Origin of the sequence: Paraburkholderia sp. GAS38, assembly GCF_050434965.1 — a bacterium.
Classification (GTDB): domain Bacteria; phylum Pseudomonadota; class Gammaproteobacteria; order Burkholderiales; family Burkholderiaceae; genus Paraburkholderia; species Paraburkholderia phenazinium_A.
This window is the reverse complement of the sequence record NZ_JBNDJO010000007.1, coordinates 77,410-102,620: the sequence shown is the minus strand read 5'-3', so window position 1 is coordinate 102,620 and position 25,211 is coordinate 77,410. Positions and strand designations below refer to the sequence as shown.

Here is a 25,211-nt window from a genome sequence, read left to right as displayed (position 1 = left end):
GGCGCGCGCTCAGACGACCACCGGCACTTCGGTAGCAGGCGGCGTATTGCGACTGCGCCGGCAACGGATCAGGCCGTCGATCATCACCATGCCCACACCCGGTATATCGCCAAGCTGCACGCTTTCGAGCAACGTGCTGCCCGCCGAGTGCTGCGCGCGGTCCATGAACACCAGGTCCGCGGGACGGCCCACTTCGATCAGCCCCTGGCGTAGATTGCGTTGTCGCGCGGTGTTGCCGGTCGCAAAGCAGAAGGCGATTTCCGCGGGCACGTCGGCGAGACTCGAGATCAACGCGATCATGCGCAGAATGCCGAGCGGTTGCACGCCCGACCCCGCCGGACTGTCCGTGCCGAGAATGATCCGGTGCGGACATTTAAGTTCGATGGCGTGGCGCGCGGTCAGCAACGCGATGCGCTCATTACCGTTGTGGACGATTTCCAGCGCCCGCGTGGATTGCTCGCACAGATCGCAGACATGGCGGTAAGACAACGACGTATGGCCGCCGTTGATGTGGCCGATCACGTCCGCATCCGCCGCCAGCACCACGTCCTTGTCGATCAGTCCCGAGCCGGGGATCGACGGGCCGCCCGTGTGAATCGTGCTTTGAATGCCGTACTTGCGCGCCCAGGCAACCATCTGCCCTGCTTCTTCACCCGCCTTCACGCTGCCGAGACCCACTTCGCCCAGCAGCTTCACGCCTGCTTCCGACAATTCCTTGAAGTCTTCTTCGACCATGCCCTTTTCGATCACAGGCGCACCGGCCAGCACTTTCACGCCGCCGCCGACACCCGCTCCGCGCATGCCTTCGAACGAGCGCTGCGCCGTGATCGCCAGCGCCTTCACGCCGACGATATCCTTAGGACGTCCTGGCAAATGCACTTCGCCGGCCGAGATCATCGTCGTCACGCCGCCGTTCAGGTTCGATTCGATCCAGCCCATCTGGTTCTGGCGCGGCGTCCAGTCGCCGAAGACAGGATGCACGTGCGAATCGATCAGGCCAGGCGCGACCGTGGTGCCTTTGCAATCGACCGTGGTGCGCGCGCCTTCGAGGTCGCAGTCTTTCTCCTTGCCCACGGCGACGATCACGCCGTCGTCGATCACCAGCGTGTCGGCGTCGAGAATCGGCTGATCGATATCGCCCGATAACAACAGGCCGATATTCGTGATCACGACCTTGCCCGACAACCCTGTCAACGTCTCTGCTGCCATCTGCTTCTCCTTTCGCAACGACTACCCGACGCAACCGTTCGCCCGCATGGTGCTGGGCGCAGGACCGCGTCGCAGGAATCAGACGCTCAGATAAGCGCGCCTGACTGTTTCGTTCTTCGCGAGTTCGCCGATCGTGCCGCTAAAGCGGATCTGCCCTTTCTCGAGGACATACGCGCGGTCGCTGACCAGCTCGGCGAAGTGCAGGTTCTGTTCGGACAACAGAATCGACAGCCCTTCGCGCTTGAGTTCGAGAATCATGTTCGCCATCTGCTCGACGATCACCGGCGCCACGCCCTCCGAGGGTTCGTCGAGCAGCACCAGATACGGGTTGCCCATCAGCGTGCGCGAGACGGTCAGCATCTGCTGTTCGCCGCCGCTCATCTGGCCGCCGGGGCGCTTCGGCATTTCGCCGAGGTTGGGGAAGAGCCGGAACAGCTTCTCCGGGGTCCATTGCGGCGCGCCTTCGCGCGGCGGTTGACGGCCCGCGTCGAGATTCTCCATCACCGTGAGATCGGAGAACACGCGGCGGTCTTCCGGCACGAAGCCCATCCCCATGCGCGCGATGCGGTACGGCGGCAGCGCCGCAATGTCCGCGCCGCGAAACCGCACTTCGCCCTGGCGGCGCGGCAGCAGACCCATCACCGCCTTCATCGTGGTGGATTTGCCCGCACCGTTGCGGCCCATCAGCGCCACCACTTCGCCGCGGCCCACTTCGAGACCGACGTCGAACAGGATGTGCGCGCGGCCATAGAACGCATTGAGACCGGAGACTTTCAGCATCGGATCGCTCATTGCAACGCCCCTTGATGGCCGGCGTGGCCGTCCTGATGGTCCAGCGCAGCGTGCGCCTGAAACGTCTTGCCGGTGCCGAAATACACTTCCTGCACGCGGGCGTCGTTGCGGATCGTCTCGGCGCTGCCTTCGGCAATCAGCTTGCCGCGCGCCAGCACGATCATGCGGTCAGCGTAGGCGAACACCACGTCCATGCTGTGCTCGGTAAACAGCACGCCGATCTTGTGCTCGGTGACGAGGCGCTTGGTCAGCGCCATCAGATCGTTACGTTCCCTGGGCGCCATGCCCGCGGTCGGCTCATCCATCAGCAGCAGCTTTGGACGGTTTGCCATGGCAATCGCGAGTTCCACGCGCTTGACGTCGCCGTAGGCCAGCACGCCACAGGCACGATGCGCGTCGGCGCCCATGCCGACCTGTTCTAGCAGGCTGAACGCCTCATCCGCGTACCACGAGCCCGCCGGCTTCCACAGGCCGAACAGTTTGCGTTCGCGCGACACCAGCGCCATCTGCACGTTTTCCAGCACCGTCATCGAATTGAAGGTCGCGGCGATCTGAAACGTACGGCCCACGCCGAGGCGCCAGATATCGCGCGGCCGCATGCCGACGAGTTCGTGATCGTCGAGCCGGATCGAACCGGACGACGGCCGCAGTTGCCCATTAACCATGTTGAAGCAGGTCGATTTGCCCGCGCCGTTCGGACCCAGCAATGCGAGCAGTTGACCGGCTTCGAGATCGAACGACACGTCGTCGACGGCTTTCAGGCCACCGAACGATTTCGACAGCCCCGACACGCGCAGGAGACTCATAGACCCTCCTTCATGGCGGCCGCTTGCGAGGGTGACGGGGACGGCACATCGCCGCGCTCCGCGTCGGACGCGCCGCCGGCATGACCGTTCTTCGCGCCGAGGTCGTCGTCGCCGAAGCGGTCGCGGATAAAGCCCACGATGCCCTGCGGGAACGCGATCACCAGCAACAGGATGGCGAAGCCGAGCAGCGCTTGCCAGTAGTCGGTCTGACGCGCGACGGTGTCCTGCAGCCACGTGAAGACCGCGGCGCCGACGATCGGCCCGGTCAGGGTCTGCAAGCCGCCGAGCAGCACCATCACGAGTCCGTCGACGGAACGGCTCACGCTGATGACCTCGGGAGATATCGTGCCCTTCGAAAACGCGTACAGGGAACCGGCGAAACCGCAGAACACCGACGCGATCACAAACGACGCCCATTGCACGCGCTTGACGTCGATGCCGATTGCCTCGGCACGCAGGCCCGAATCGCGCGAAGCCCGCATGGCATAGCCGAGCGGCGAAAACAACATCCGTCTCAGCAACCACACACACACCACGACACAGGCAAGCGTCAGGTAGTAATAAGCGACCGGCGAGGACAACCAGTTCGACGGCCACAATCCGAGTACGCCGTTACTGCCGCCGGTCACGTCATCCCACTGGAACACCACGGACCAGACGATCTGCGCAAACGCCAGCGTCAGCATCGCCAGATAGACGCCCGACAGGCGCACGCAGAACCAGCCGAACACGAGCGCCCCGCCAAGCGCGAGCAACGGCCCGAGCAACAGCGCCGCTTCCATCGGCAAATTCAGGACTTTGAGAAAGAGCGCGGCGCCATACGCGCCGAGACCAAAATACGCGGCGTGGCCGAACGAATGCATGCCACCCGGTCCCATGATGAAGTGCAGGCTGGTCGCAAACAACACCGCAATCAGGATTTCAACCAGCAGGATGGGCATATACGGAAACGCGCTCGCCGCGAGCGGCGCCAGCACCAGTACCACCAGCGCGGCCGCCGCCAGCCACTTCAGACGCTTGCCTGCAGGCCGCAGCGGCGCGTCCGGTGCAGCCATGCCACGCACTGCCGCGCTCGCGCGACCGAGCAAACCCCAGGGCCGCACCACCAGAACAATCGCCATCACGACAAACTCCGCAACCAGCGTGAAGCGGCTCAGCGAAAAATCGATCCCGCCAATCGATATATGTCCAATGCCGATACACAGCGCCTTGATCTCGGCGATCAACAACGCGGCGACGAACGCACCGGGGATGGACCCCATGCCGCCCACCACCACCACCACGAACGCATTGCCGATGGTCTCCAGATCGAGCGACAGATTCGCCGACATGCGCGGCCCTTGCAAGGCGCCACCCAGCCCCGCCAGAAACGCGCCCACAAAAAACACGCCAGTGAACAGCCACGCCTGATTGATACCCAGCGCGCCGAGCATCTCGCGATCCTGCGTCGCCGCCCGTACCAGCGTGCCCCAGCGCGTGCGCGTGAGGCCATACCAGAGCAGCAGCAACACCAGCGGACCGATCACGATCAGCGCGATATCGTAAGTGGGTAACGCATGGCCGAGCAGATTGACCGCGCCGGCCAGGTGCGGCGCACGCGGCCCGAACAGTTCCTCAGGGCCCCACAACCAGAGCGCGGCGTCACGGAAGATCAGGACCAACGCGAAGGTCGCAAGCAGATGAAATAGTTCGGGGGCCTGATAGATGCGCCGCAATACGATCATTTCGACCAGCGCGCCGAGCACCGCGACAACCAGCGCCGCGGCCAGCACCGAGAGCCAGAAGCCGCCCGTCGTCTGGCCGAAGCGGCTCGCAATGCTGTAGGCCACATAAATGCCGAACATATAGAACGAACCGTGCGCGAAGTTGACGATGCGCGTGACGCCGAAGATCAAGGACAGCCCCGCGGCGACGAGAAACAGCGTCGACGCGTCGGCGAGTCCATTGACCAGTTGTACCAGCAGATTCGAAAACATCGTAACCCTCAGCGGCGTGCAATCCATCCAATGCGCAGGACACTACCAGCGAAATTATTCAGCGCAAACCATCTTCGCCTTTGATTTCGCTGACCTGCAATCCGCCGATGCGCGGCAGCGGCCGGCCCGATGCCGTCACTGCCACCGCCACCACAATCTCGTTGGCGCGCGGCGCATCGGAGACGCGGGCTTCGATGGCGTCGAAATGACTGCGTACGAACGCGGCGTCTTTATGGCCGAGCGGCACGTCGATCGCCGTGCCGAGCGTGCCCATCTTCTTCGCCGACGGCACCAGCGCCGCACCCTTCTCCACCGCGACGCGCAACGGCGCGCCGAGCTTCGGATGCAGGATCGCGGCCGCGTGTTCGAGTTCGCCCGCTTCGCCGACAATCGCCGCCTTGCCGTAACTTTGCGCCTCGCCCGGCGCGATGCCCAGCGCCTCGACGCATTTCTTGCCGAGCAGCGCGCCGAGTTCTTCACCCGCGTCGATCAGCGCATCCAGTTTCGGTTCGAAGCGGCCCGCATAGGGGTTTTCGATGACGGCGATGGCGACCGCGCGGCGTACCGGCGGATCGATCGTCTGACCCATTTCAATGCGTGTTTCATCCACCTGCACGATCAGCTTGCGAAGCTTGATTGCCATTTCGCTCTCCATATATGGGTTCGCTGTGTTTGCGTTCGGTCTGTTTTCGTTCGACGCCGCTGCGGGTTAGCGCAGGCCGTCCTTGCCGGCGATGGCCTCTTTCGCGAGACCGCCGACGCGCGCATGCACGCGCTGTCCGGTACTCATCACGAGGATATAGACCACCTCGTCCGCGGCCGGCGCGCCCGGCACGCGCACTTCGATCGCGTCGAAGTGGCTGCGCACATAGCTCGCGTTGACGTGGGTCATCGGCACGTCGAGTGCCGTGGATGGCGCCCCCACCTTCTTGGTGGACGGCACGATCGCATTGGTCGGCACGCCGTTCTTTTCCAGCAATTCGCGCATCGCATAACCGCCGGGCACATGCCACAACGCGCCATGCTCGAGCTCGCCGGCCGAGCCGACAATCGCGCCCTTGCCGTAACTTTCGATCGCCGCGTGCGGGACCGCCATCGCCGCCAGCAGCCGTTGCGCCATATCGATGCCGATCGGCTTGAGCGCTTCCATGGCGTGCTGGATGTCGGCCTCATAGCGGCCCGCAAACGGATTGCGCATCACGGCGGCAATCGCGCCCTTGCGCAAGGGATGCGCGGGCGCCGGACCGAACTCGTGAAAAATGTCTTCGACGTGCGTCAGCACGCGGCGTATTTCGAACACGGAGCCTCCGTTGGGTAATGGGCGTCACGGGTCAGGCGCAGGCCGCCACCGGCAGCCGGCGCCGCTGCGTGCGGACCGGCCATGCCGACCACTCGCACGCTGCGCTGCAGAAACAGCGCAGCACCTTCAATCAAACCTTGTTCGTGCAGACGGGCCGCTTCCTGGACCCCACGCGAGAGCGCAAAATCGATCAGCGGTTGCGGCAACGGCGGCACATCCACGGTCACCAGCAGGTCGCCTAGATCGCTGTCGTCCTTGAGCGCAGAGGCCGGCTGGCGGACGATATCCGCGTGCTTCAGATCGACGGCGTTGGCGATCATCGTGGCGGCGGCATCGGCGGCGGCGGCGCTGCGCGCCAGCACTGTCACGCTATCTGCAATGCCAAGACTGAAACTGCGGCCGCGCCAGCCACTCGTGGCGACGCCACGCACCGGCGAGGCCGCATCGAGCGTCAGGTTCGCATCGAGCGGGACGCCCCCGGCGAGGTGCGCGCCGTCGAACTGGGCCAGGTCGGTGAATACACCAATACGGTACTGCTGACCCGCGCTCAGATAAAGCGCAATGTCGCCCCCGTTGTTGATGAAGGCGCGCGCCACACCCGGCTGCGCGAACGCTCCGATCAGCTCATCCGCAACGCTGCCGGCAACGGCAGCCATGGGCGTGATGTAGCGGGCCCGATGCGGATAGCACGCGTCCCACATGCGGTTCGCCACAGGGCCCTCGCAGGGCCGGCGCACCGCGTCGTGCTGCACGGCTCGCCGCAGGCCTGGCAGTTCCGCAACCAGCTCGCTCAGCACACCGGTGAAGCGCTGCCAGCACGCCTCATGCGCGTCGCGCACGGCCGCTGCCTCGCCATCGGCGCCGATGATCAGATCGATCGGGCCGTGCTGCAAGTGCCAACGGGTGGCGTCGAGTTGGGCGCGGGTCGCGTTCATAGCCGTCATCCCAGCATCGGCGGCATGCCGAGCGGCCATGGGTTATCCGGGTGACGCGCCAGGGTGCGGCGTGCGAGCGGTGCCCCTTCGACGTGATCCGGTCCATTCGCCAGCACGCTTTCGAGCGAACGCACCGCATCGAGGTGACCGCCCAGGTCGCGGTAGACGTCATAGCTCATGGTGAATTCGATCGGCGCGACGATCGCCGGTGTCGGCACCGTGCCGAACGAGCGGTCCGGCATGCGCGTCACATCGACCATCACCGTGATGCCGCCACCGGGCCAGACGTAGGCCGGCGCACCGCCGCAAGTCACGTTCACCAGACGCTGCTTGATGGCGCGCGTCAGCAGGACCGGATTCTCCGTGGCACCGGCGCGCAGGCTGCCGCCCGCGCCCCCCAGGAACAGCACCGTCGCGAGCGACGGCTCGCAGTTTTCGCCGATCCGCTCCACGGTGCGCAAAACATCTGTAGGCATCTCTGCGATGCGCGGCACCAGATCCGCGTCCAGTTCGTACCATTGCGCATGCTCCCCGGTGGTCGACACCATCAGCAAGCGCATGCCCGGTCGCGCCACGGCAGGATCGAAGCCTTCGATAATGGCCAGGGGGTCCTGAATATCCGTACCGCCCCAACCGGTGCCGGGATTGGCGACCTGAAAATAGCGGCCCGGCGTCGACTTGCGGCCGCGAATCTTCAGACCTGAGCGCGTCATGCCGAGGCAGCGTCCCGCCTGATGCTCAGTGAGCACGCCGGTGATGTGATCGTCGACCACTACCACTTCGTCGACATGCCCGAACCATTGTTTGGCGAAAATGCCGATGGTGGCCGAGCCGCAACCCACCCGCATGCGCTGTTCCTCGACACCGTCCACGATCGGCGCCGCGCCCGCGCGGATCACGAGGCTCGCCCCGCCGTCGATGGTCAGCTCCACCGCCTGCTTGTTGCCGAGCGCGAGCATCATGTCGCAGGTCACGCGGCCTTCTTTCTTGCTGCCGCCGGTCAGATGATGCACGCCGCCGAGGCTCAGCATCTGCGAGCCGTATTCGGCCGTCGTCACATGGCCGACGATCTCGCCCTGGCAACGCACGTTCGACTGCTCGGGCCCGAGAAAGCGGTCAGTGTCGATTTTCACCTTGAAGCTGCAATAGCTGAAGATGCCCTCGGTGACGACCGTCACCATGTCGACACCTTCGAGCTTTGAAGAGACGATGAACGGCGCGGGCTTGTAGTCGGGATAGGTGGACGACGCGCCCACGCCAGTGACGAACAGCGCCTGATCCTGTTGCGCAGCCGCCGCGGGGGCGGCCACCGCCGCGTCGCCGCCCGTCGCGGGCGATGCACCAAATTCGACCGCAGCCGCCTCCCCGGCGCCATCGCCCACCGCGAGCGTGCGCGACACGAACACCACCGGATCAACCCGGATCAGCCGCCCGTCCGAGTTCGCGTAGCGGTCGCACGCGCCGGTGCGGCCCTCGGAGATCTGGCACAACACGGGACACGCATTGCATTCGATCTTGTTGCTCGCCATCCGCTCGCTGCGGGGCGCCGCTTTTTCGAGCACGGTCGGACCGGGCGTCGAGGCGGTTTCGCCATCGACGCCGTCTGCACCGAAATCGACCTTCGTATGTTCAGTCATGGTGGGGTTCCCATACGACGACATTACAATCGGCCCTACCCGGCTGACGAAATAGCCCTTGTTTCAAGGCACATTCGTGTGACACCCAACAACTCTCATTTTGAAAAATGTTGCGGTCACTCACCGTTCGTGTAGTATCCACTACACCAAACTTGATTGAAATCTACTCGATCAAAATAGACTGCGCAACGCCTTTTCCCGATTGTTCGTTATGTTGCGGCGCGCCATTGCCCGTGCCGCGGTCCTATGCAGAAGGAGTTTCGCCGTGACCCATGTCGTGACAGAAGCCTGCATCCGCTGCCGCTATACCGACTGCGTGGACGTCTGCCCGGTGGACTGCTTCCACGCCGGCCCGAACATGCTGGTGATCGACCCGGACGAGTGCATCGACTGCGCGGTTTGCGTGGCCGAGTGCCCCGTCAATGCAATTTACGCCGAAGAAGACCTGCCTGCAGACCAGCAGGCGTTCACCGCGCTGAATGCCGAGTTGACCGGCGTGTTTCCGGTACTCAACAAACGTGAAGTGCCCTTGCCTGACGCCGACGCATGGAAGGACGTCACGGACAAGCTGTCGCTGCTCGAGCGCTGAGCCGAGCTTATCTGAGCTGAGGGACGCCATGCCGCTCGCCGCACCGCCGCCACTGCCACTGCTCATGCCCCTGCCTCCACTGCGAGGCGCATCGCTTTCGCCCTGCCGCAGCCGCCCCAGGCGCTGCGCACGGCTCATCGTTCCCCCGTTGTTCCTCACTCAACCGATTGCAGGAGAGACCCATGAACGAAGTTGTTGACCACCCCGCCTCGCACAACACGCCGGACACCCACGCCGAACCGCCATCGCCCATCGAAACCGACGCATTGATCGTCGGTGCAGGGCCGGTCGGCCTCTTTCAGGTGTTCGAACTGGGCCTGCTGGAAATCAAGGCGCATGTCATCGATTCGCTGCCGGTAGTCGGCGGCCAATGCGTCGAGCTGTATCCGGACAAGCCGATCTACGACATTCCTGCGGTGCCGATCTGCACCGGGCAGGAGCTCGCGGACAACCTGCTCAAGCAGATCGAGCCGTTCGGCGCCAACTTTCACCTCGGGCAGGAAGTGCAGATCGTCGAGCGTCTGGAAGACCGGCGCTTTTTCGTGCGCACCAGTAAAGGCACCGAGTTCATTACGAAAACTATCTTTATCGCTGCGGGTGTCGGTTCGTTCCAGCCGCGTTCGCTGAAAGTCGCCGGCATCGACAAGTACCACGGCCGGCAATTGTTCTATCGGGTGCGCGACCCCGAGCTGTTCCGCGACAAGGACATCGTGATCTGCGGCGGCGGCGATTCCGCGCTGGACTGGGCACTCAATCTCGTAGACATCGCGCAAAGCGTGATCCTCGTGCATCGGCGCGACGAGTTCCGCGCCGCGCCCGCCTCGGTGGCGAAAATGCGCGCGCTCTGCGACGACCTGCGCATGCAGTGCCTCGTCGGCCAGGTGAGCGGCTTCGAAGACAATCACGAGGCGCTGCATCGCATCAAGGTGACAGGCGGCGACGGCGTGACGCGCACGCTCGAACTCGATCACCTGCTGGTATTCTTCGGCCTGTCGCCGCAACTTGGGCCGATTGCACAATGGGGCCTCGAGATCGAACGCAAGCAGGTTGGCGTCGACACAGAGAAGTTCGAAACCAACGTGCCGGGCATCTTCGCGGTGGGCGACATCAATACCTATCCAGGCAAGAAGAAGCTGATCCTGTCCGGCTTTCATGAAGCGGCGCTAGCGGCGTTCGGGGCAGCACCCTATGTTTTCCCGGACAAGAAAATTCATATGCAGTACACAACAACCAGTACCAAACTTCACAAGGTTCTGGGGGTCGAATCGCCGGTGTTCGATTAAATATCTGCTTGCCGGGCAACCTCCCGGTTGTATCATGACAGCGGGCCGGCAGCGAAAAAGCGCGGGCCCGCTGTGTTGTGAGCAGATGCACCAGAAGCTAACAGAGAGAGACGAGGCCGCCCATGAGTCCAACTGCCGCCCGCAAGACGGGCGCCACCGGCATCCGCGCGAAGCAGGCCCAGGATACGCGCGCAAAGATTCTCAAAGCGGCTATCAAGGTGTTCGCCAAGCAAGGCTATGCGAGCGGCCGGGTCGAGAGCATTTCGAAAGCGGCCCGCTCGCACGACCGGATGATTTACTACTACTTCGGCAGCAAGGAGCAATTGTTCGTCGAGGTGCTGGAGACCATCTACTCGCAGTTCAACGAAGCCGAAAGCCGGCTCGATCTGGACTTCGACGACCCCGTGCGCGGCTTGCAGCAAGTCGTCGAATTTGTCTGGCAGTACTACCTCGATCACCCCGAGTTCGTCACGCTGCTGTCCAGCGAGAATCTGCACCAGGGCAAGCACGCGAAGAAATCGTCGAAGCTGCGCGATATTTCCGGCTACGCGATTTCCGTAGTGCAGAAGGTGCTGGATGCGGGCAAGGCGAAGGGCGTGTTTCGCGACAACATCGCGGCGCGCGACGTGTACATCATGATCGCCTCGCTCGGCTATTTTTATAACGCCAATCAGTACACGCTTAGCGCGTTTCTCGGCGAATCGCTGATGGACAAGACCGCCCTCGCGCACTGGCGCGAGGTCATCAAGGAGACGGTGTTGCGCTCGGTGCTGGCGCGGGTGCCGGTTGAGGAGCCCGGCACCGTGAGCGAGAGTACGTCGGCCTAAGCGCCGCGCTTGCTACGCTTGGGCTTTGCCCGCCGCGTCCTCTTCGCGGAACAGCTTGTCGGCCAGATGGAAAGCCGAATTCGCAGCCGGCACGCCGCAATAGATGGCAGTCTGCAGCAGCACTTCCTTGATCTCGTCGCGCGTCACGCCATTGTTCTTCGCCGCGCGCAGATGCAAGGCAAGTTCTTCGCTGCGATTGAGCGCCACCATCAGGCCGATGGTCAGCAGGCTACGCGTGTGACGGGGCAAACCCTCGCGCGTCCAGATTTCGCCCCACGCATAGCGGGTGATGAAGTTCTGGAATTCCTCGGTGATCTCGGTGCGGTTGGCCAACGAGCGGTCGACGTGCGCGTCGCCCAGCACCGCACGGCGCACGTTCATTCCTGCTTCAAAGCGTTCGTCGTCGTTCATTGCTGCTCCGTGAGGAAGTCGAGAATAGTCTTCGTAAACGTTTCCGCCTGCTCGATGTTGGAAATATGCGAGGCGTCCAGTTCGACATAGCGGGCACCCGGAATCGCTGCGGCGAGTTCCTTCCCCTGTGCCGGCGTTGCCGCCAGATCGTGCGTACCGCTGATTACCAGCGCCGGCAGCTTGATGCCGGGGGCTTCGGGACGCAGGTCGGTGGCGTCGATCGCTTCGCAGTTGCTGGCGTAGCCTTCCTTGTCGGTGTGGACGAAGACGTCTCGGATCACCGAGAACATCAACGGCTGGCGGGCAATGAACTCGCCGGTGAACCAGCGCGGCAGGACTGCTTCCGAAAGCGTCAGCATGCCTTCCTTACGCGCCCGTTCTGCACGCGGCACCCACACTTCCGGCGAACCGATGCGCGCCGCCGTGTTGCAGAGCACGACGCGCTCGAAGCGGTTCGCATGACGCGCGGCGAGCGCAACGCCGGTCAGCCCACCCATCGACAACCCGCAAAAATTCGCCGTGGCGATCTTCAGCATATCCATCAGGCCCAGCACGTCGCCGCTCAACTGTTCGATCGTGTAGGGCCCTTTCGGCGCCTCCGAGTGACCGTGTCCGCGCGTGTCGTATCGCAAGACGCGAAACTGCTTCGACAACGCGGCGACCTGGGGCGTCCACATCGACATGTCGCTGCCGAGCGAATTCGACAGCACGATCCACGGTGCGTGTCCATGGCGATCGCCGTCGATCCGATAGTGAAGCTCGATGCCGTTGACTGCGGCGTAGGGCATTCCGTTACTCCTCTGAGGTGGCGCGGCCAGCGCGCTCGTCATGAAGGGCCAGCACGGCGTCTACATAGGCGTGCGCCTGGCCGACGTATTGAGCCGGGTCGAGCAGATGCCGCAATTGCTCGACCGAAAGATGTTGGGTGACTGCGGCATCGGCCGCCAGCACGTCGAACAGCGTTTGCCCCGACTGCACCGCCGTTTTCGATGCGCGCTCAACCAGATGATGCGCGTCGAGCCGGCCGATGCTATCGCCGAGCGCAAGCATCACCGATTCGCCGAGAATCAGGCCGTGCGTGACCTCGAGGTTCGCGGCGAGACGCGCGACATTGACGTTCAGTCCGCTCGCGATCTGTTCGATATTGGCGAGCGCGCCGCCGGCGAGCCGGGCGAGATCGGGCAGCGCGTCCCACTCGGCCTGCCAGCCGCCGAGCGCGCGCTCGTGTTCCTGCACCATGCCCGACAGCACCGTGGCGACGAGGCCGGGCGCGCGCATCGCGGCGGTCAGCACGGCCGCGCAGCCGACCGGATTGCGCTTGTGCGGCATGGTCGACGACCCGCCCTTGCCCGCCGCGGCCGGTTCGGCCAGTTCGCCGAGTTCGGTTTGCATCTGCAGGGAAATATCGCGGGCGATCTTGCCGAGCGTGCCGATCAGCATGCCGAACCACGCGGCGGTTTCGGCCATGCGATCGCGCTGCGTGTGCCACGGCACCGCGGGCACCGTCAGCTTCAGTTCCGCGCCTAGCGTCTGCGTCACCGCCGGTGCTGCGTCGCGCAAGCTTGCAAGCGTACCGGCCGCGCCGCCGAACTGCAGCACCAGCACGCGCGGGCGCAACGCCTCGAGCCGCTCGCGATGACGCAGCAAGGCGTCGAGCCACTGCGCGAACTTCAGACCCAGCGTGATGGGCAACGCCTGCTGCAACCAGGTGCGGCCGATCATCGGCGTGGCGCGATGCTTGCGCGCCAGCGCGGCGAGCGCCGTGCAGGTGGATTGCAGATGAGGGGCGAGCAGGTCGAAGCTGTCGCGCAGTTGCAGGACGGTCGCGGTATCGATGATGTCCTGGCTCGTCGCGCCCCAATGGACGTATTTCGACGCTTCCGCGTCCGCCGCCTTGACGCGTGCGGTCAGTTGCTTGACCAGAGGAATGGCGAGATTGCCGCCGAGCGCGGCATCCTGCGCGAGGGCCTCGGCATCCAGTTGATCCGCCTGACAGGCGGCTTCGATCGCGGCCACCGCCGACGACGGAATCACGTTGTGCGCCGCCGATGCGCGCGCCAGCGCCGCTTCGACATCGAGCATGCGCTGCAGCGTCGCGCGTGGCGACCAGATATCGTTCATTGGCTGCGTGCCGCAGAGGAGACCGGTCAGACGGGCGCTGGCTTCGAGCATGGTGGAATTGGCAAAACGGAGAAGAAGGTAGGGTCCGCCCGCGCCGGACTCAGCGCAAGCGGAGCAGGCACGGTGTTCGGCACGCGGACCGATACATTAGACACCATTGTGCCAAACGCTGCGCCGGGATCAGGCGGCGCGCGCCGCCTGGGTGCCGTCGATCAGCGGAACGCCCGTCAGCTTGTGCAGCTCGGCGAAGTCGATGTCCGAGAAAATCTCGCGCACCACGAGGCCATCGGCGGTCACGTCGATCATGGCGAGATCCGTGTAGATGCGGTCCACGCACGCCACGCCCGTCACCGGGTAGCTGCATTGCGCGGCGATCTTGCTTTCGCCCTGCTTGGTCAGGTGCTCCATCATCACGTAGACCTGCTTCGCGCCGATGGCCAGATCCATTGCGCCGCCGACTGCCGGAATCGCATCCGGTGCGCCGGTGTGCCAGTTCGCGAGATCGCCCTTGGCCGACACCTGGAACGCGCCCAGCACGCAAAAGTCGAGATGGCCGCCGCGCATCATTGCAAAGGAGTCCGCATGATGGAAGTAAGCGCCGCCCGTCAGCAGCGTGACGTGCTGCTTGCCGGCATTGATCAGTTCGTCGTCCTCTTCGCCTTTCGCGGGCGCCGGGCCCATACCGAGCAGGCCGTTTTCGCTGTGCAGGAAGATTTCCTTATCGGCGGCGAGGTGGTTGGCCACCAGCGTCGGCACGCCAATGCCGAGATTCACATACGCGCCTTCGGGGATGTCCTGGGCGACGCGCTTGGCCATTTCATCGCGGGTCAGTTTTTTCATGTCGGGTCTCCTCAGGCGGCAGTCGCGGATGCAAGTTCGGCTTGATGCGTCGCCTGCGGCACTTCGATCACGCGTTGCACGAAGATGCCAGGTGTGACGATCTCTTCGGGATCGAGCTCGCCGAGCGGCACGACTTTCGATACCTGCACGATCGCGGTTTTCGCGGCGCTCGCCATGATCGGGCCGAAGTTGCGCGCCGTCTTGCGATAGACCAGATTGCCCCAGCGATCGCCCTTGAACGCCTTGACGAGTGCGAAGTCGGCGTGCAGCGGCGACTCCAGCACGTAATGCCGGCCGTCGATCAGGCGGGTTTCCTTGCCCTCGGCGAGCTTCGTGCCGTAGCCGGTGGGCGTGAAGAAACCGCCGATGCCGGCGCCGGCGGCGCGAATGCGCTCGGCCAGGTTGCCTTGCGGCACGAGCTCGAGCTCGATCTCGCCGGCGCGGTAAAGCGCGTCGAACACATACGAATCGGTCTGGCGCGGAAACGAACAGATGATCTTGCGCACCCGCTTGGCCTTGAGCAAGGCAGCGAGGCCGATGTCGCCATTGCCCGCATTGTTGTTGACGATAGTGAGCTCGCGCGCGCCCTGTTCGATCAGCGCGTCGATGAGTTCGGACGGCATGCCGGCCGTGCCGAAGCCGCCGATCATGACGGTCGCGCCGTCGTGCACGTCGGCGACGGCCGACTGAAGTGACTCGAAAATCTTGTTGATCATGTCGAATTCCCTTTGGGACGCACCGCACCGTGCCGCTCGATCCGCAGCGGCTCGCCTTGCCGGCGAGCTGCGTTGAACAACACACGGGACGGTCTCCACGTCCTTGTCATGGCGCGTAGACCAGAAGGGGTCAACACGCAATTTGTTCGCTATATGAACAGTGATTCGTTTAGCGAACGCACTGGCGCATTATGAAAGGCGGCCGTTCAGCTTGTCAAGGCGGGGATATCCATGATCCGCTTTTCTGGGTGGGTTTGCAGGCTGGGGGGCGTTAAAACGCCAAGTGAGTCGGAAGCCTCACGCGCTGAGTAAATCTTCTGATTGAAAAGAAGAAGTGCCTGATTGTTTATCTCATTCGGGATAAATATTATCTTTATTCGGATAATATTTAGAGACGAAGAAATAATGCGAACCAAGAGACATCACAACGGACGGAATGATTTAGGCAGACAGCGTTCGATCCGCAACCTGATTGGGCCGAAAGCCAGCGTACGTCGCGTGCTTGCCTGCCTGTCGCTTTCACTGGCGCTCACAGCCTGCGGCGGCGACAACAACGCCACGACCGCCGAAGCCACCCCAGCGGCGCAAAACGCGGCGGAGGTCGCGGCCGCGGCCAGTGCTGCCAGTGCAACCAGCGTCCCGCTGGCGACGTCGCTCAAGATGAATACGAGCAGCATCGATTCCAACACGTCCATCGACCGCTTTATCGTCAGATACAAGACCGGCACCGCGGAACGCGGTTCAACCTCATCGGCCCAGTCGCAACTCGACAAGCTGGCCGGCGCCCTGCCCGCTCGGGCGCACCATGTTCGCCGCATGGGGATTGGCTCCGACGTGGTGACGACCGAGCGCAAGCTCAACGCCAATGAAGCCAAAGCATTCATGCGTGCGATGGCATCGGACCCGAACGTCGAATACGTCGAGCCCGACAGGGAAATGTCCGGCACCATGGTTCCAAACGACCCGGAGTACGTCAATCAGTGGGGCTTGAGTTCAAACCTGAAGCCCGGCAACGCCATGGTTGGAATACGCGCCGAGGGCGCCTTCGACAGTGCTAACGGCGCTGGGGCAGTCATCGCCGTGATCGACAACGGCGTGACCGGCCACAGCGACCTCAACGCCCATATCCTTCCAGGATATGACTTCACCGCGAACAACCGCGGTAGCAACGGCACCAATCCTGGGCGCATCAATGAAACCTGCGAGGTTGTCTGGCACGGCACGCACGTCGCGGGCATCGCCGGCGCGTTGACGAATAACGGCGTGGGCATAGCAGGTGTTGCGCCAGCCGCCAAAATTGTCCCGGTTCGCGTATTGAACGCGTGCGCGAAAGGCTACACATCGGATATCGCCGACGGCATGACATGGGCGGCCGGAGGAAGTATTCCGGGTGTACCCGACAACCCCAACCCTGCCAGCGTCATCAACGTGAGCCTTGGTGGACTCGGGTCTTGCGAGACCACCTTTCAGACCGCGATTGATTACGCAGTCAGCCGGGGGGCCGTCGTTGTAGCGGCGGCCGGCAACAACAGCGGTGACGCGTCGAATTTCGAGCCGGCCAACTGCCGTAATGTGGTCAATGTCGGGGGCATCAATCGCATTGGATGGCGATGGGTCGACTCGAACTTCGGGCTGAACGTGGATATTGCCGCCCCCGCGGACTCGATCTGGTCGACCTACAACAACGGAACGTCGACCCCAGGTACCGAAGGCTATGCGTATATGAGCGGCACCTCGATGGCAGCGCCCATGGTGAGTGGCGTCATTGCACTGGCCCAGTCGGTGGCGCCGAGGCCATTGACCCCGGCAGAAATGCGCACCCTTCTCACACAGAACGTACAGCCGTTCCCTAACGGCCAGCCGGATCAGCCCATCGGGCCCGGCATTCTGGATGCGAATGCCACGGTCAATGCCGCAAAGTCGGGGAAAATTCCAGCGGCGGCAAATTTCACTTGCACGGAGAGCACGTCGATCATGCAGGTGACATGCACGGACCTCTCTACGGCGCGCGGTGCGCCCATCAGTTCATGGGCCTGGAATTTAGGCACCGGCGGCCCCGATATGGTCCGGACACAATCGGTCAATCCCTGGACGAACTATGACTACCCAGGTACTTATCCGATCACCCTGACGGTTACCGATAGCACCGGCGCCGTTAGCAAGTTGACGCGTTCGTTCCGGGTCCTTCCCCCGACACTTACCGATCTGAGCGCCGGCATTCCCACGACAATTTCGGCAAAAAACGGTGAGATGCAGAATTACGATCTGGTCGTGCCTGCTGGTGTGAAAAGCCTGACTTTTACCCTGTCGCCCGGAGCCAGCAGCCAAACCGCGCTTCTGGACACTCGGGCCGGCACGCCTTCATCGCTCCACCCCGATTGCGAGTCGATCATGGTGAGAGGCGGCGCGGCCACCTGCACGATCGCCAACCCGGCACCCGGAAGTTACTACGCCATTGTTAGCGCAAACACCAAGTTAAGCGGAGTCACCCTCCTCGCGACTCTCACGCAATAGCTTGTCACCGCACAACGACACCCCGGATCGCTGTTTCGGATTCGGGGCGTCCATCAAAGTCAAACTATGGCGAGAACATGCCCTCTATAGCCACCCTGCAAGACCAGTTAGACCGTGTCGCGGCATTGGCAAAGACCGATCGCACCCGTGAACTCGACGAATTCATCACGCAGCTAAGAACCCATTTTTCCGATCATGCCGAGTCGCTTAAATCCTTAGCTTTCCTGCTCAATCAGAATGACAGGTTTAGCGATGCGGTTAGCGTGGCGAAACAAGGACTCGCGCTTGACCCGCTACACCCGTTGCTGCATCACAATGCCGCGCGGGCGCTTGGGATGCTTGGCAACGTAGCTGAAAGTCTGGTGTACAGCAGGGAAGCTGTCCGGCTTCTGCCCGACAATCCTTATATGCACTTCCACCTCGCAGGCACGTTGCTCGGTTTGGGAAAGCTCGATGAAGGCTGGCAGCACTATCGGTGGTTTTATGAGTTACCCGGCATGGACCGGCAACTTGTGCGGCTGAATTTTCCCCAATGGCGAGGGGAGTCGCTGACTGGACGCACGTTTCTCCTTGTCGGAGAACAGGGCCGGGGCGATGAAATCCAGTTCATCAGGTTCGCCGAGTGGCTGCACAGGCAGGGAGCCATCGTTGATGTACTGGTTAGTCAGCCCATCGCGGGCATAGCGGCCAGCATCGCGGGAGTGCGAGCCGTGTTCACCACCGTACCGCCTGGCGCCTATGACTACTGGAGCCATATGCTAAAGATGCCCGAGCATATGAAACTCAATCAGTCGATGCTCCCCATCGCCACGCGGTACATCGCCGCATCGCCAGACAAGCTTGCCTATTGGCGCGCTCACGTTGATGCACTTCCAACACGTCCGGCACATGCGAAGACAAGGCGAATGGGTGTCGTGTGGGCAGGAGGACCGCACCATGTGCTCGACCGCTTCCGGTCTATCCGCCTTGACGCACTGAAGCCGCTTTTCGCGTTGCCGGGAACAAGCTGGTATTCGGTCCAGAAAGGGGACCGCGAGTGCGAAAGCGAAGCCTTAGCGGACGAATTCGACTTGCATACGCTCGGCCCGGCAATCCAGGACTTCACCGACACGCTCGCGATACTTGAGACGCTCGACCTGCTCATCACCGTCGACACGTCCGTCGCGCATCTTGCCGGTGCGGCCGGACGGCCAGTATGGGTACTCCTGCCCACTTGTGCAGACTGGCGATGGATGGTCGATAGAACCGACACCCCGTGGTACCCGTCAATGCGACTCTTCCGCCAACGCGAACTCGGCCAGTGGGACGAGGTGATCGAAGAGGTACGCAATGCGCTGCGCGAATGGCAGGCCGCCAGATAGGCCTCGGCGCTTTCCCCAATATCCGTCCGGGCGATTAACGCGGTATGGTCTATACGCTGAAACGATACTCCACCCGCCGCCCCCGCCCGCATGTCCGAACTCGACCTGAACCTGATCCCTTACCTCGTTGCGATGGAGGAAACCCGCAACGTCAGCCGCGCGGCCGAACGTCTCGGCGTCAGCCAGCCGCGCGTGAGCACAGCGCTTGGACGGCTGCGCGAGTACTTCGGCGATCAGCTCTTCGTGCGCACCTCGCGCGGCATGGAGCCGACGCCGCGGGCGCTCGCCCTGATCCCCGCCGCGCGTGAAGCGCTGACGCGGATCAAGCAAGGCATGCTGGATGCGCAAGACTTCGATCCCGCCACGACCACGCATACGTTTTCCATTGCTCTCTCCGACGTCGGCGAAATCGTGTTTTTGCCGCGCCTGCTGCAACTCTTCGCCGAGCGCGCGCCGCATGCGAATCTGCGCTCGGTGTCGCTGCCGCCTTCGCAGATCGAACGCGGCCTCGAATCGGGCGACGTCGATCTGGCGGTCGGCTATTTCCCGGATCTGTCGGGCAACAACTTCTTTCAGCAACGCCTCTTCACCCATCGCTTCATCTGCCTGATGCGCAGCGACCATCCCCTCACCCGCGCGCCGCTCACGTTGCCGCAGTTCGTCGCGTCCGGTCATGCGGTCGTGCGCGCCGAGGGCCGCAGCCAGGAAGTCCTCGAGCAATTCCTTGAGAAAAAGCGCATCCGGCGCCGCGCCGTGCTGGAGACTTCGCACTTCATGAGCTTGCCGTTCATCCTCGCGCGCACGGACCTGATCGCCACGGTGCCGCACGCCATCGGCTTTGCGTACGTCTCGGAACACGCGTCGATCACGCTCGTCGAACCGCCGCTCGAGTTGCCGCGCTTCGATCTGAAGCAGCACTGGCATCGCAAGTTTCATAACGATCCGCGGGCAGGCTGGTTACGCAGTATCGTCGCCGGGCTGTTTAACGACGCCATGGATGAATGGCCGAAATAGCGCTCCAGCACAGGCGAGCCCTTGGGCCACAGGGCAATCGGCGCGTGGCGGGGCAGCCGCTGCGCACGCCGCAACGCAAAACATGGAACAATGGCCGTTGCCGTCCGCGGCCATATTCAACATGCGAGTTCAAGGAGCGAAGGATGAGCAGCAAGGCAAAGAAGACCAAACAAAGCGAAGCCCTGGGCCGCCCGACGCGCGATGAAGCCGAAGCCGCCGTACGCGTTTTGCTGCGCTGGGCCGGCGACGATCCGCAGCGCGAAGGCCTGCTCGACACGCCGGCGCGCGTGGTGCGGTCTTACGAGGAGTTCTTCGCGGGCTATTCGGTCGATCCGCGCGAGATCCTCGCCCGCACCTTCTCCGAAGTGGACGGCTACGACGAAATGATCGTGCTGAAAGACATCCGCTTCGAAAGCTACTGCGAGCATCACATGGTGCCGATCATCGGCCGCGCGCACGTCGCCTATCTGCCGGGCCATCGCGTGGTGGGCATTTCGAAACTGGCGCGGCTCGTCGATGCATTCGCCAAGCGTCTGCAGATCCAGGAGAAGATGACCGTGCAGATCGCCGATACCCTTAACGAAGTGCTGCAGCCGGAGGGAGTCGGCGTGATCCTCGAAGCGTCGCATCAATGCATGTCCACGCGTGGCGTACACAAGGCCGGTGTGACGATGGTCACCTCGCGCATGCTCGGCACGTTTCGTACGGATCCGTCGACACGTCGCGAGTTTCTGTCCATCGTCGGCAATCCCGGCGTAGTGGCCGTAGCGAATACCTAAGCACACCAGAAGAAAGCAGAACGCCGGGACGCAGAGAGCGCAGCAACCGGCGACTGGCTAGCGCGACGCCAACCTCACGCCGAGCGACGCGGCATGCGCCTCATGTGCCCCACTGTCGCAAACAACACTGCGCCGAGCACACACGCCACCCCGGCAAGCTGCGCGCCGGACACCGGTTCGTGCAGCAGCAGCGCCGCCATCGCCACGGCGCTGATGGGCACGAGCGCGGTCATGAGTCCGGCTTCCGCGCCGGTGATTCGTGCGGCACCCTCATACCAGAGCACGAACCCACCCACTGTCGGCACGAGGGCGTAATAGACAACGCCGGCGAGCGCACCGGGATCGAACGGCAGCGTCCACGCCTGTTCGAAACTCGCCGGCACGATCGCCACCGCCAATCCTAGCCCACTCATCAACGCGGACAACGGCAGCGCCGCCACCGGCGTGCGCAGCTTGCGATTGAGCAGAATGAACAGCGCCTCGCAAACAATCGCCGCAAACACCAGCGCATTGCCGGCTAGCGAACTCGCGGCACGCGGGGCGGCCAGGTCTTCGACGTGGACCGTGCATACCAGCACACCCAGCGTCGCCAGGACGATGGCGCCGATCAGCGAAGGCGCGGGCCGCTCGCCGAGCGCCAGCATGGCCACCAGCGCCGACACGGCCGGCAAGGTGCCCGCGATCACCCCCGCATCCGCCGCCGAGGCGAGCTTCATGCCGCTGATCAGAAACACCGTATAGCCGACACTGCCCGCACCTGCCTGCGCGATCAGCAGCAGGACATCACGCCGCGCCAGACGTGGCCAACGCACCCCGCGCAGGCGCATCACCAGCAGGAACACGGGAAACGCAATCGCGAAACGTAAAGCCGTCGCCGAAAACGGCGGCAGCCCCGCCGCGATCGATTTGCTGACCACCACCGTGCTACCCACGCCGATCATCGCCAGCGCGCAACACAGATAACCCACGTAACGCGAATTCATGCAGCCGCCGTTCAGAAGGGAATGAACGGTCAGCTTAAAAGTCGCCGGGCGGGCGGTCTTGAACGAAATTGCAGCGTTGCGTCGGGGGTTGCGTGACTTATCGGATCGCGCCGGCGTAGCTAGCCGGCGTCACGCCGAACAAGCGCACAAAGGCGCGCGTCATATGGCTCTGGTCGGCAAATCCGGCCGCCGCGGCCGTATCGGCCAGCGCCGCGCCACGCGCGATCAGTTGACGGGCCAGCACCACGCGCCGCTGCATCCGATAGGCATGCGGCGGCAACCCCATCGCCTGCGCGAACCCGCGCAGCAACTGGAAGCGGCTCATGCCCGCTTCGGCGGCCAGTTCGGCGAGCGTCAACGCCGCTGCGGGGTCGTCGTCGATGCGGGCCTTGGCGCGTGTGATCGGCCCCGCCGGCGCTCGCGTCGATGTGCAGGTCAACGTGGTGTGGTGGCGCCCAAGATAGCCGAGCATCTGCAGCAGCGCAGCTTCGCGTGCCAGTGCATCCCCGGCGTTTGCCTGCGTGACGGAAACCAGGAATAACTGCTCGAACAGCGCCTTCAACACGGGATCGTGCGCGACGGGCTGCGTCAATTCGATCTGGCGCGGACCGCTGGTCGCCCGCTCTTCGGCCAGTTCAGCCGCAGCGTGGCACATTAATGCAGGTTCGAAGTACAGCATGCGCCATGCGCGACCACGCTCGTCGAGCGGGCTGCCGTCGTGAACTTCGCCGGGATTGACCATGATCGCGTCGTTCGCGCGTGCTTCCACGACGCCCCGTCCGCTGGCAGAGCGGTGACCGCCCCGCACAATGACGCCCACGCCGAAGCGGTCGTGCGAATGACGCGGAAACGCATGGACCGTTTCTGCAACCGTTGCCTCGACGCCGGCAAGCGCACAGCGCGGCATCTGCACGCGGTTGGCGGCCACGGTTAGCGCTGCCCCTACGAGGCGAACGACGGCGTCACCATCAACGCCGCCCCTCGTCGTCGCAATCGGTTTCGCGGATCTTGCCTTGCGAGACGCTGCTGCCTGGCGGCACGCTATGGGTCAGCCACACATTGCCGCCAATCACCGAGCCGCGCCCAATCGTCACGCGCCCGAGAATCGTCGCGCCCGCGTAGATCACGACGTCGTCCTCGACGATCGGATGGCGCGCATTGCCCTTGATGAGCGTGCCGTCGACATCCGCCGCAAAGCTCTTCGCGCCCAGCGTCACCGCCTGATACACACGCACGCGTTCGCCGATGATGGCGGTCTCGCCGATCACCACACCCGTGCCATGGTCAATGAAGAAGCTCGGCCCGATTTGCGCACCCGGGTGAATGTCGATGCCGGTCGCCGAATGGGCGATCTCGTTGATAAAGCGCGCCAGCAGCGGTACGCCGAGCCGGTGCAGCGCGTGCGCGAGGCGATGGTGCGTCATCGCCCAGACGCCCGGATAGCAAAGCAGGATTTCGGTGATGTGCTGCGCGGCGGGGTCGCCGGTAAAAGCGGCCTGGATGTCGCTCACCAGCAGCGCGCGGATGCCGGGCAACTGGGTGCCGAACTCGCGGGCCACCTCGAACGCGCGTTCGCCGAGCAGCGCGTCCGGGGTCTCGCCATGTTCCGGCAGAAATCGCAACGCGCGGCGGATCTGTTCGGCCAGCAGCCGCAAGGTGCTTTCGAGCGTGTGCCCGACGTAGTAGTCGACGGTCTCGTCGGTCAGGTCCGGGGCGCCATAGTGGGTGGGAAAAAGCGCGGCGCGCAGGCCCGTGACGATGTTGCCGACGGCCTCGCGCGACGGCAGTTCGCGAATGCCGCGCGGATGGCGCGTGCGGTGCAGTTGCTCGCGCGACGCGCGCAGGTCGGCGACGATCTGCTCGAGGCCCCAGTTGCGAGTAGGAGGGTTTGACATGGTAAGGACGGCGGTCATGCGGCAAGCATGACAAAGTGAATTGTCCCCAGAGATTACCGCGTTTTCCCGCCGCTCGTGCAGCGCTGCGTCCACGCTAGCTGCGTCAGATAGTAACGCTGCTAGCGTCGATCCAGCGTACCGCCCAATCGCGCGCATGTGCGATGGCAGCGGCTTCGTCGGCGAAGCGGAAATCCGTAGGGAAAAACCGGTTGGCAACCAGCTCGCCGTCACTCGAACGCGAGATGACCACGTAAGGTTGCCATGTCCCGTCGCCCGCGCGCGCCGGCGCGCAGTTAAGCAAGTAGCCGCGATGTGTGAATGCAGCATCAAAGTGCATGTGTCACCCGCCCTGACTGCCTCATATAGTGTTCGAGCAGCGCGTTGTCGTCTCCCAACGGCCCGCTGAGACGGCTTGGCAGAAGCCGTCAATTTTAACCGCGACTACTCGTCGGAGTAAGATCATACTCTGTAGAAAATACGCGTTGATTAAAAAAAATCAAAAGAATGTCATACGCGTGTGCCAGGAAAAAACGGAAGGCGCGTCGCTCGCCCTCGCGATCTCCGGAACAAGTTTTGCTGTCACTTCAACCATCAGTCTTCCATGGAGAATGCACGATGAACAGCAATGACACAGGCAAACCCTTAGACACCGCCCGCGCAGCCGGCACCGGCGGTCCGAGCAGCACGGATCTGCACAACGACCGCACGCACGACAGCACCGTCGACACCGACGGCAAGAATCTCGAAGCCGCGCGACTGGCAGGCCACAGCCCGATCGGTCCCGACGAAGTGACCACCTCCAACGCCACGCTCGTGAACAGCGTGCCGGAAGCGAGAGACGGCCTTGCCGGGTTCGATAGCCGGGTGGGCGGCAATCATCTGCTGCTGGCGCTCGAGCCGGGCTATGCGGTGGTCGACAAAGGCATGATCGCGCCGCAATCGACCTACGACGAAGACCATCAATTCGAAGAAGAGCAAACGGCGGCAAGCCGTCAGGATCGCGGTCGCATTCACTTTGCGCTCAACCATATGCGGCCCACGCGGGTGATCGAACTGCAGCGCGTGAAATAACGTGGCGGCGGGTCGCGCCATGTCACGCGCCCGCTTGCGCGCTGTTTGTTTTCGTCTCTCCTGCCCGACTCCAGGCGGACTCGCGCGGTCCACGCCGTTTGAATGACAACGCGAACTGCGTATCGTCACTGCCAAAACCCGATTCGAAACTG

Annotated in this window: 25 protein-coding genes; 8 read left to right on the top strand and 17 right to left on the bottom strand. The window is 63.5% G+C overall.

Annotated features, from left to right (window positions below):
• Nucleotides 1-9 precede the first annotated feature (9 nt).
• The 8 genes from P3T42_RS18170 to P3T42_RS18135 all read right to left on the bottom strand — a co-directional run bounded on the left by P3T42_RS18170 (nt 10) and on the right by P3T42_RS18135 (nt 8,655).
• On the bottom strand, nt 10-1,209 hold the full coding sequence (locus P3T42_RS18170) for an amidohydrolase family protein (protein ID WP_074296289.1): 1,200 nt from the start codon (nt 1,207-1,209) through the stop codon (nt 10-12).
• A gap of 78 nt (nt 1,210-1,287) precedes the next feature.
• On the bottom strand, nt 1,288-2,001 hold the full coding sequence (locus P3T42_RS18165) for an ABC transporter ATP-binding protein (protein ID WP_074296290.1): 714 nt from the start codon (nt 1,999-2,001) through the stop codon (nt 1,288-1,290).
• Nucleotides 1,998-2,807 (bottom strand): ABC transporter ATP-binding protein, encoded by an 810-nt coding sequence (locus tag P3T42_RS18160; protein ID WP_074296291.1) that lies wholly within the window; start codon nt 2,805-2,807, stop codon nt 1,998-2,000. Before P3T42_RS18160 ends, P3T42_RS18165 begins: the two co-directional genes overlap by 4 nt.
• Nucleotides 2,804-4,783, bottom strand: a complete 1,980-nt coding sequence (locus tag P3T42_RS18155; RefSeq protein ID WP_429306811.1) for an ABC transporter permease — start codon at nt 4,781-4,783, stop codon at nt 2,804-2,806. The genes P3T42_RS18160 and P3T42_RS18155 overlap by 4 nt, the downstream gene beginning before the upstream one ends.
• Before the next feature lie 58 nt (nt 4,784-4,841).
• Complete coding sequence (locus P3T42_RS18150; RefSeq protein ID WP_074296293.1) at nt 4,842-5,426, bottom strand: amino acid synthesis family protein; 585 nt, start codon at nt 5,424-5,426, stop codon at nt 4,842-4,844.
• 66 nt (nt 5,427-5,492) lie between these two features.
• Nucleotides 5,493-6,083, bottom strand: a complete 591-nt coding sequence (locus tag P3T42_RS18145) for an amino acid synthesis family protein (RefSeq protein WP_074296294.1) — start codon at nt 6,081-6,083, stop codon at nt 5,493-5,495.
• Nucleotides 6,059-7,018 carry a UPF0280 family protein gene (locus tag P3T42_RS18140; RefSeq protein ID WP_429306810.1) on the bottom strand — a complete coding sequence of 320 codons (960 nt, stop codon included), beginning with the start codon at nt 7,016-7,018 and terminating at the stop codon, nt 6,059-6,061. Before P3T42_RS18140 ends, P3T42_RS18145 begins: the two co-directional genes overlap by 25 nt.
• A 5-nt stretch (nt 7,019-7,023) precedes the next feature.
• Nucleotides 7,024-8,655: a 6-hydroxynicotinate reductase gene (locus P3T42_RS18135; RefSeq protein WP_074296295.1), complete on the bottom strand. Its 1,632-nt coding sequence runs from the start codon at nt 8,653-8,655 to the stop codon at nt 7,024-7,026.
• 265 nt (nt 8,656-8,920) lie between these two features.
• Here P3T42_RS18135 and fdxA point away from each other — a divergent pair, with 265 nt between their 5' ends.
• The 3 genes from fdxA (at nt 8,921) to P3T42_RS18120 (ending at nt 11,354) form a co-directional block, all read left to right on the top strand.
• A complete protein-coding gene (gene fdxA, locus P3T42_RS18130; RefSeq protein ID WP_429306809.1) occupies nt 8,921-9,244 on the top strand; it encodes a ferredoxin FdxA in 324 nt (107 codons plus the stop codon).
• A gap of 182 nt (nt 9,245-9,426) precedes the next feature.
• Complete coding sequence (locus tag P3T42_RS18125; RefSeq protein WP_074296297.1) at nt 9,427-10,527, top strand: NAD(P)/FAD-dependent oxidoreductase; 1,101 nt, start codon at nt 9,427-9,429, stop codon at nt 10,525-10,527.
• A gap of 122 nt (nt 10,528-10,649) precedes the next feature.
• A complete protein-coding gene (locus P3T42_RS18120; protein WP_429306808.1) occupies nt 10,650-11,354 on the top strand; it encodes a TetR family transcriptional regulator in 705 nt (234 codons plus the stop codon).
• Nucleotides 11,355-11,366: 12 nt separating this feature from the next.
• On the opposite strand, the gene pcaC is transcribed toward P3T42_RS18120, so the two are convergent.
• The 5 genes from pcaC to P3T42_RS18095 form a co-directional block, all read right to left on the bottom strand.
• Nucleotides 11,367-11,765, bottom strand: a complete 399-nt coding sequence (gene pcaC / locus P3T42_RS18115) for a 4-carboxymuconolactone decarboxylase (protein ID WP_429306807.1) — start codon at nt 11,763-11,765, stop codon at nt 11,367-11,369.
• Nucleotides 11,762-12,553, bottom strand: coding sequence for a 3-oxoadipate enol-lactonase (gene pcaD / locus P3T42_RS18110; RefSeq protein WP_429306806.1), 792 nt, complete (start codon nt 12,551-12,553; stop codon nt 11,762-11,764). Before pcaD ends, pcaC begins: the two co-directional genes overlap by 4 nt.
• 4 nt (nt 12,554-12,557) lie before the next feature.
• Nucleotides 12,558-13,937, bottom strand: coding sequence for a 3-carboxy-cis,cis-muconate cycloisomerase (locus P3T42_RS18105; protein ID WP_429306805.1), 1,380 nt, complete (start codon nt 13,935-13,937; stop codon nt 12,558-12,560).
• Between the two features lie 129 nt (nt 13,938-14,066).
• The gene (locus tag P3T42_RS18100) at nt 14,067-14,726 is read right to left on the bottom strand and encodes a 3-oxoacid CoA-transferase subunit B (protein ID WP_074296302.1); all 660 of its coding nucleotides are present in this window, start codon (nt 14,724-14,726) and stop codon (nt 14,067-14,069) included.
• Between the two features lie 11 nt (nt 14,727-14,737).
• A complete protein-coding gene (locus P3T42_RS18095; RefSeq protein WP_074296303.1) occupies nt 14,738-15,442 on the bottom strand; it encodes a 3-oxoacid CoA-transferase subunit A in 705 nt (234 codons plus the stop codon).
• 405 nt (nt 15,443-15,847) lie between these two features.
• Here P3T42_RS18095 and P3T42_RS18090 point away from each other — a divergent pair, with 405 nt between their 5' ends.
• The 4 genes from P3T42_RS18090 (at nt 15,848) to folE (ending at nt 21,110) form a co-directional block, all read left to right on the top strand.
• Entirely contained in the window at nt 15,848-17,956 is a 2,109-nt protein-coding gene (locus tag P3T42_RS18090; protein ID WP_429306804.1) for a S8 family serine peptidase, read from the top strand.
• A gap of 77 nt (nt 17,957-18,033) precedes the next feature.
• Nucleotides 18,034-19,317 (top strand): hypothetical protein, encoded by a 1,284-nt coding sequence (locus tag P3T42_RS18085; protein WP_429306803.1) that lies wholly within the window; start codon nt 18,034-18,036, stop codon nt 19,315-19,317.
• Nucleotides 19,318-19,407: 90 nt separating this feature from the next.
• Nucleotides 19,408-20,331: a LysR family transcriptional regulator gene (locus tag P3T42_RS18080; RefSeq protein WP_074296306.1), complete on the top strand. Its 924-nt coding sequence runs from the start codon at nt 19,408-19,410 to the stop codon at nt 20,329-20,331.
• 143 nt (nt 20,332-20,474) lie between these two features.
• Nucleotides 20,475-21,110 carry a GTP cyclohydrolase I FolE gene (folE, locus tag P3T42_RS18075; protein ID WP_074296307.1) on the top strand — a complete coding sequence of 212 codons (636 nt, stop codon included), beginning with the start codon at nt 20,475-20,477 and terminating at the stop codon, nt 21,108-21,110.
• A 74-nt stretch (nt 21,111-21,184) separates the two neighbouring features.
• Here folE and P3T42_RS18070 read toward each other — a convergent pair whose 3' ends face one another.
• From P3T42_RS18070 to P3T42_RS18055, 4 genes are all read right to left on the bottom strand, one after another.
• Nucleotides 21,185-22,093: a DMT family transporter gene (locus P3T42_RS18070; protein ID WP_074296308.1), complete on the bottom strand. Its 909-nt coding sequence runs from the start codon at nt 22,091-22,093 to the stop codon at nt 21,185-21,187.
• A 97-nt stretch (nt 22,094-22,190) separates the two neighbouring features.
• Nucleotides 22,191-23,000, bottom strand: a complete 810-nt coding sequence (locus P3T42_RS18065) for an AraC family ligand binding domain-containing protein (RefSeq protein WP_429306968.1) — start codon at nt 22,998-23,000, stop codon at nt 22,191-22,193.
• A gap of 61 nt (nt 23,001-23,061) precedes the next feature.
• Entirely contained in the window at nt 23,062-23,988 is a 927-nt protein-coding gene (gene epsC / locus P3T42_RS18060; RefSeq protein ID WP_074297538.1) for a serine O-acetyltransferase EpsC, read from the bottom strand.
• 103 nt (nt 23,989-24,091) lie between these two features.
• Nucleotides 24,092-24,325: a hypothetical protein gene (locus P3T42_RS18055; RefSeq protein WP_074296310.1), complete on the bottom strand. Its 234-nt coding sequence runs from the start codon at nt 24,323-24,325 to the stop codon at nt 24,092-24,094.
• A gap of 278 nt (nt 24,326-24,603) precedes the next feature.
• Here P3T42_RS18055 and P3T42_RS18050 point away from each other — a divergent pair, with 278 nt between their 5' ends.
• On the top strand, nt 24,604-25,059 hold the full coding sequence (locus tag P3T42_RS18050; protein WP_074296311.1) for a DUF3005 domain-containing protein: 456 nt from the start codon (nt 24,604-24,606) through the stop codon (nt 25,057-25,059).
• Nucleotides 25,060-25,211: the final 152 nt, after the last annotated feature.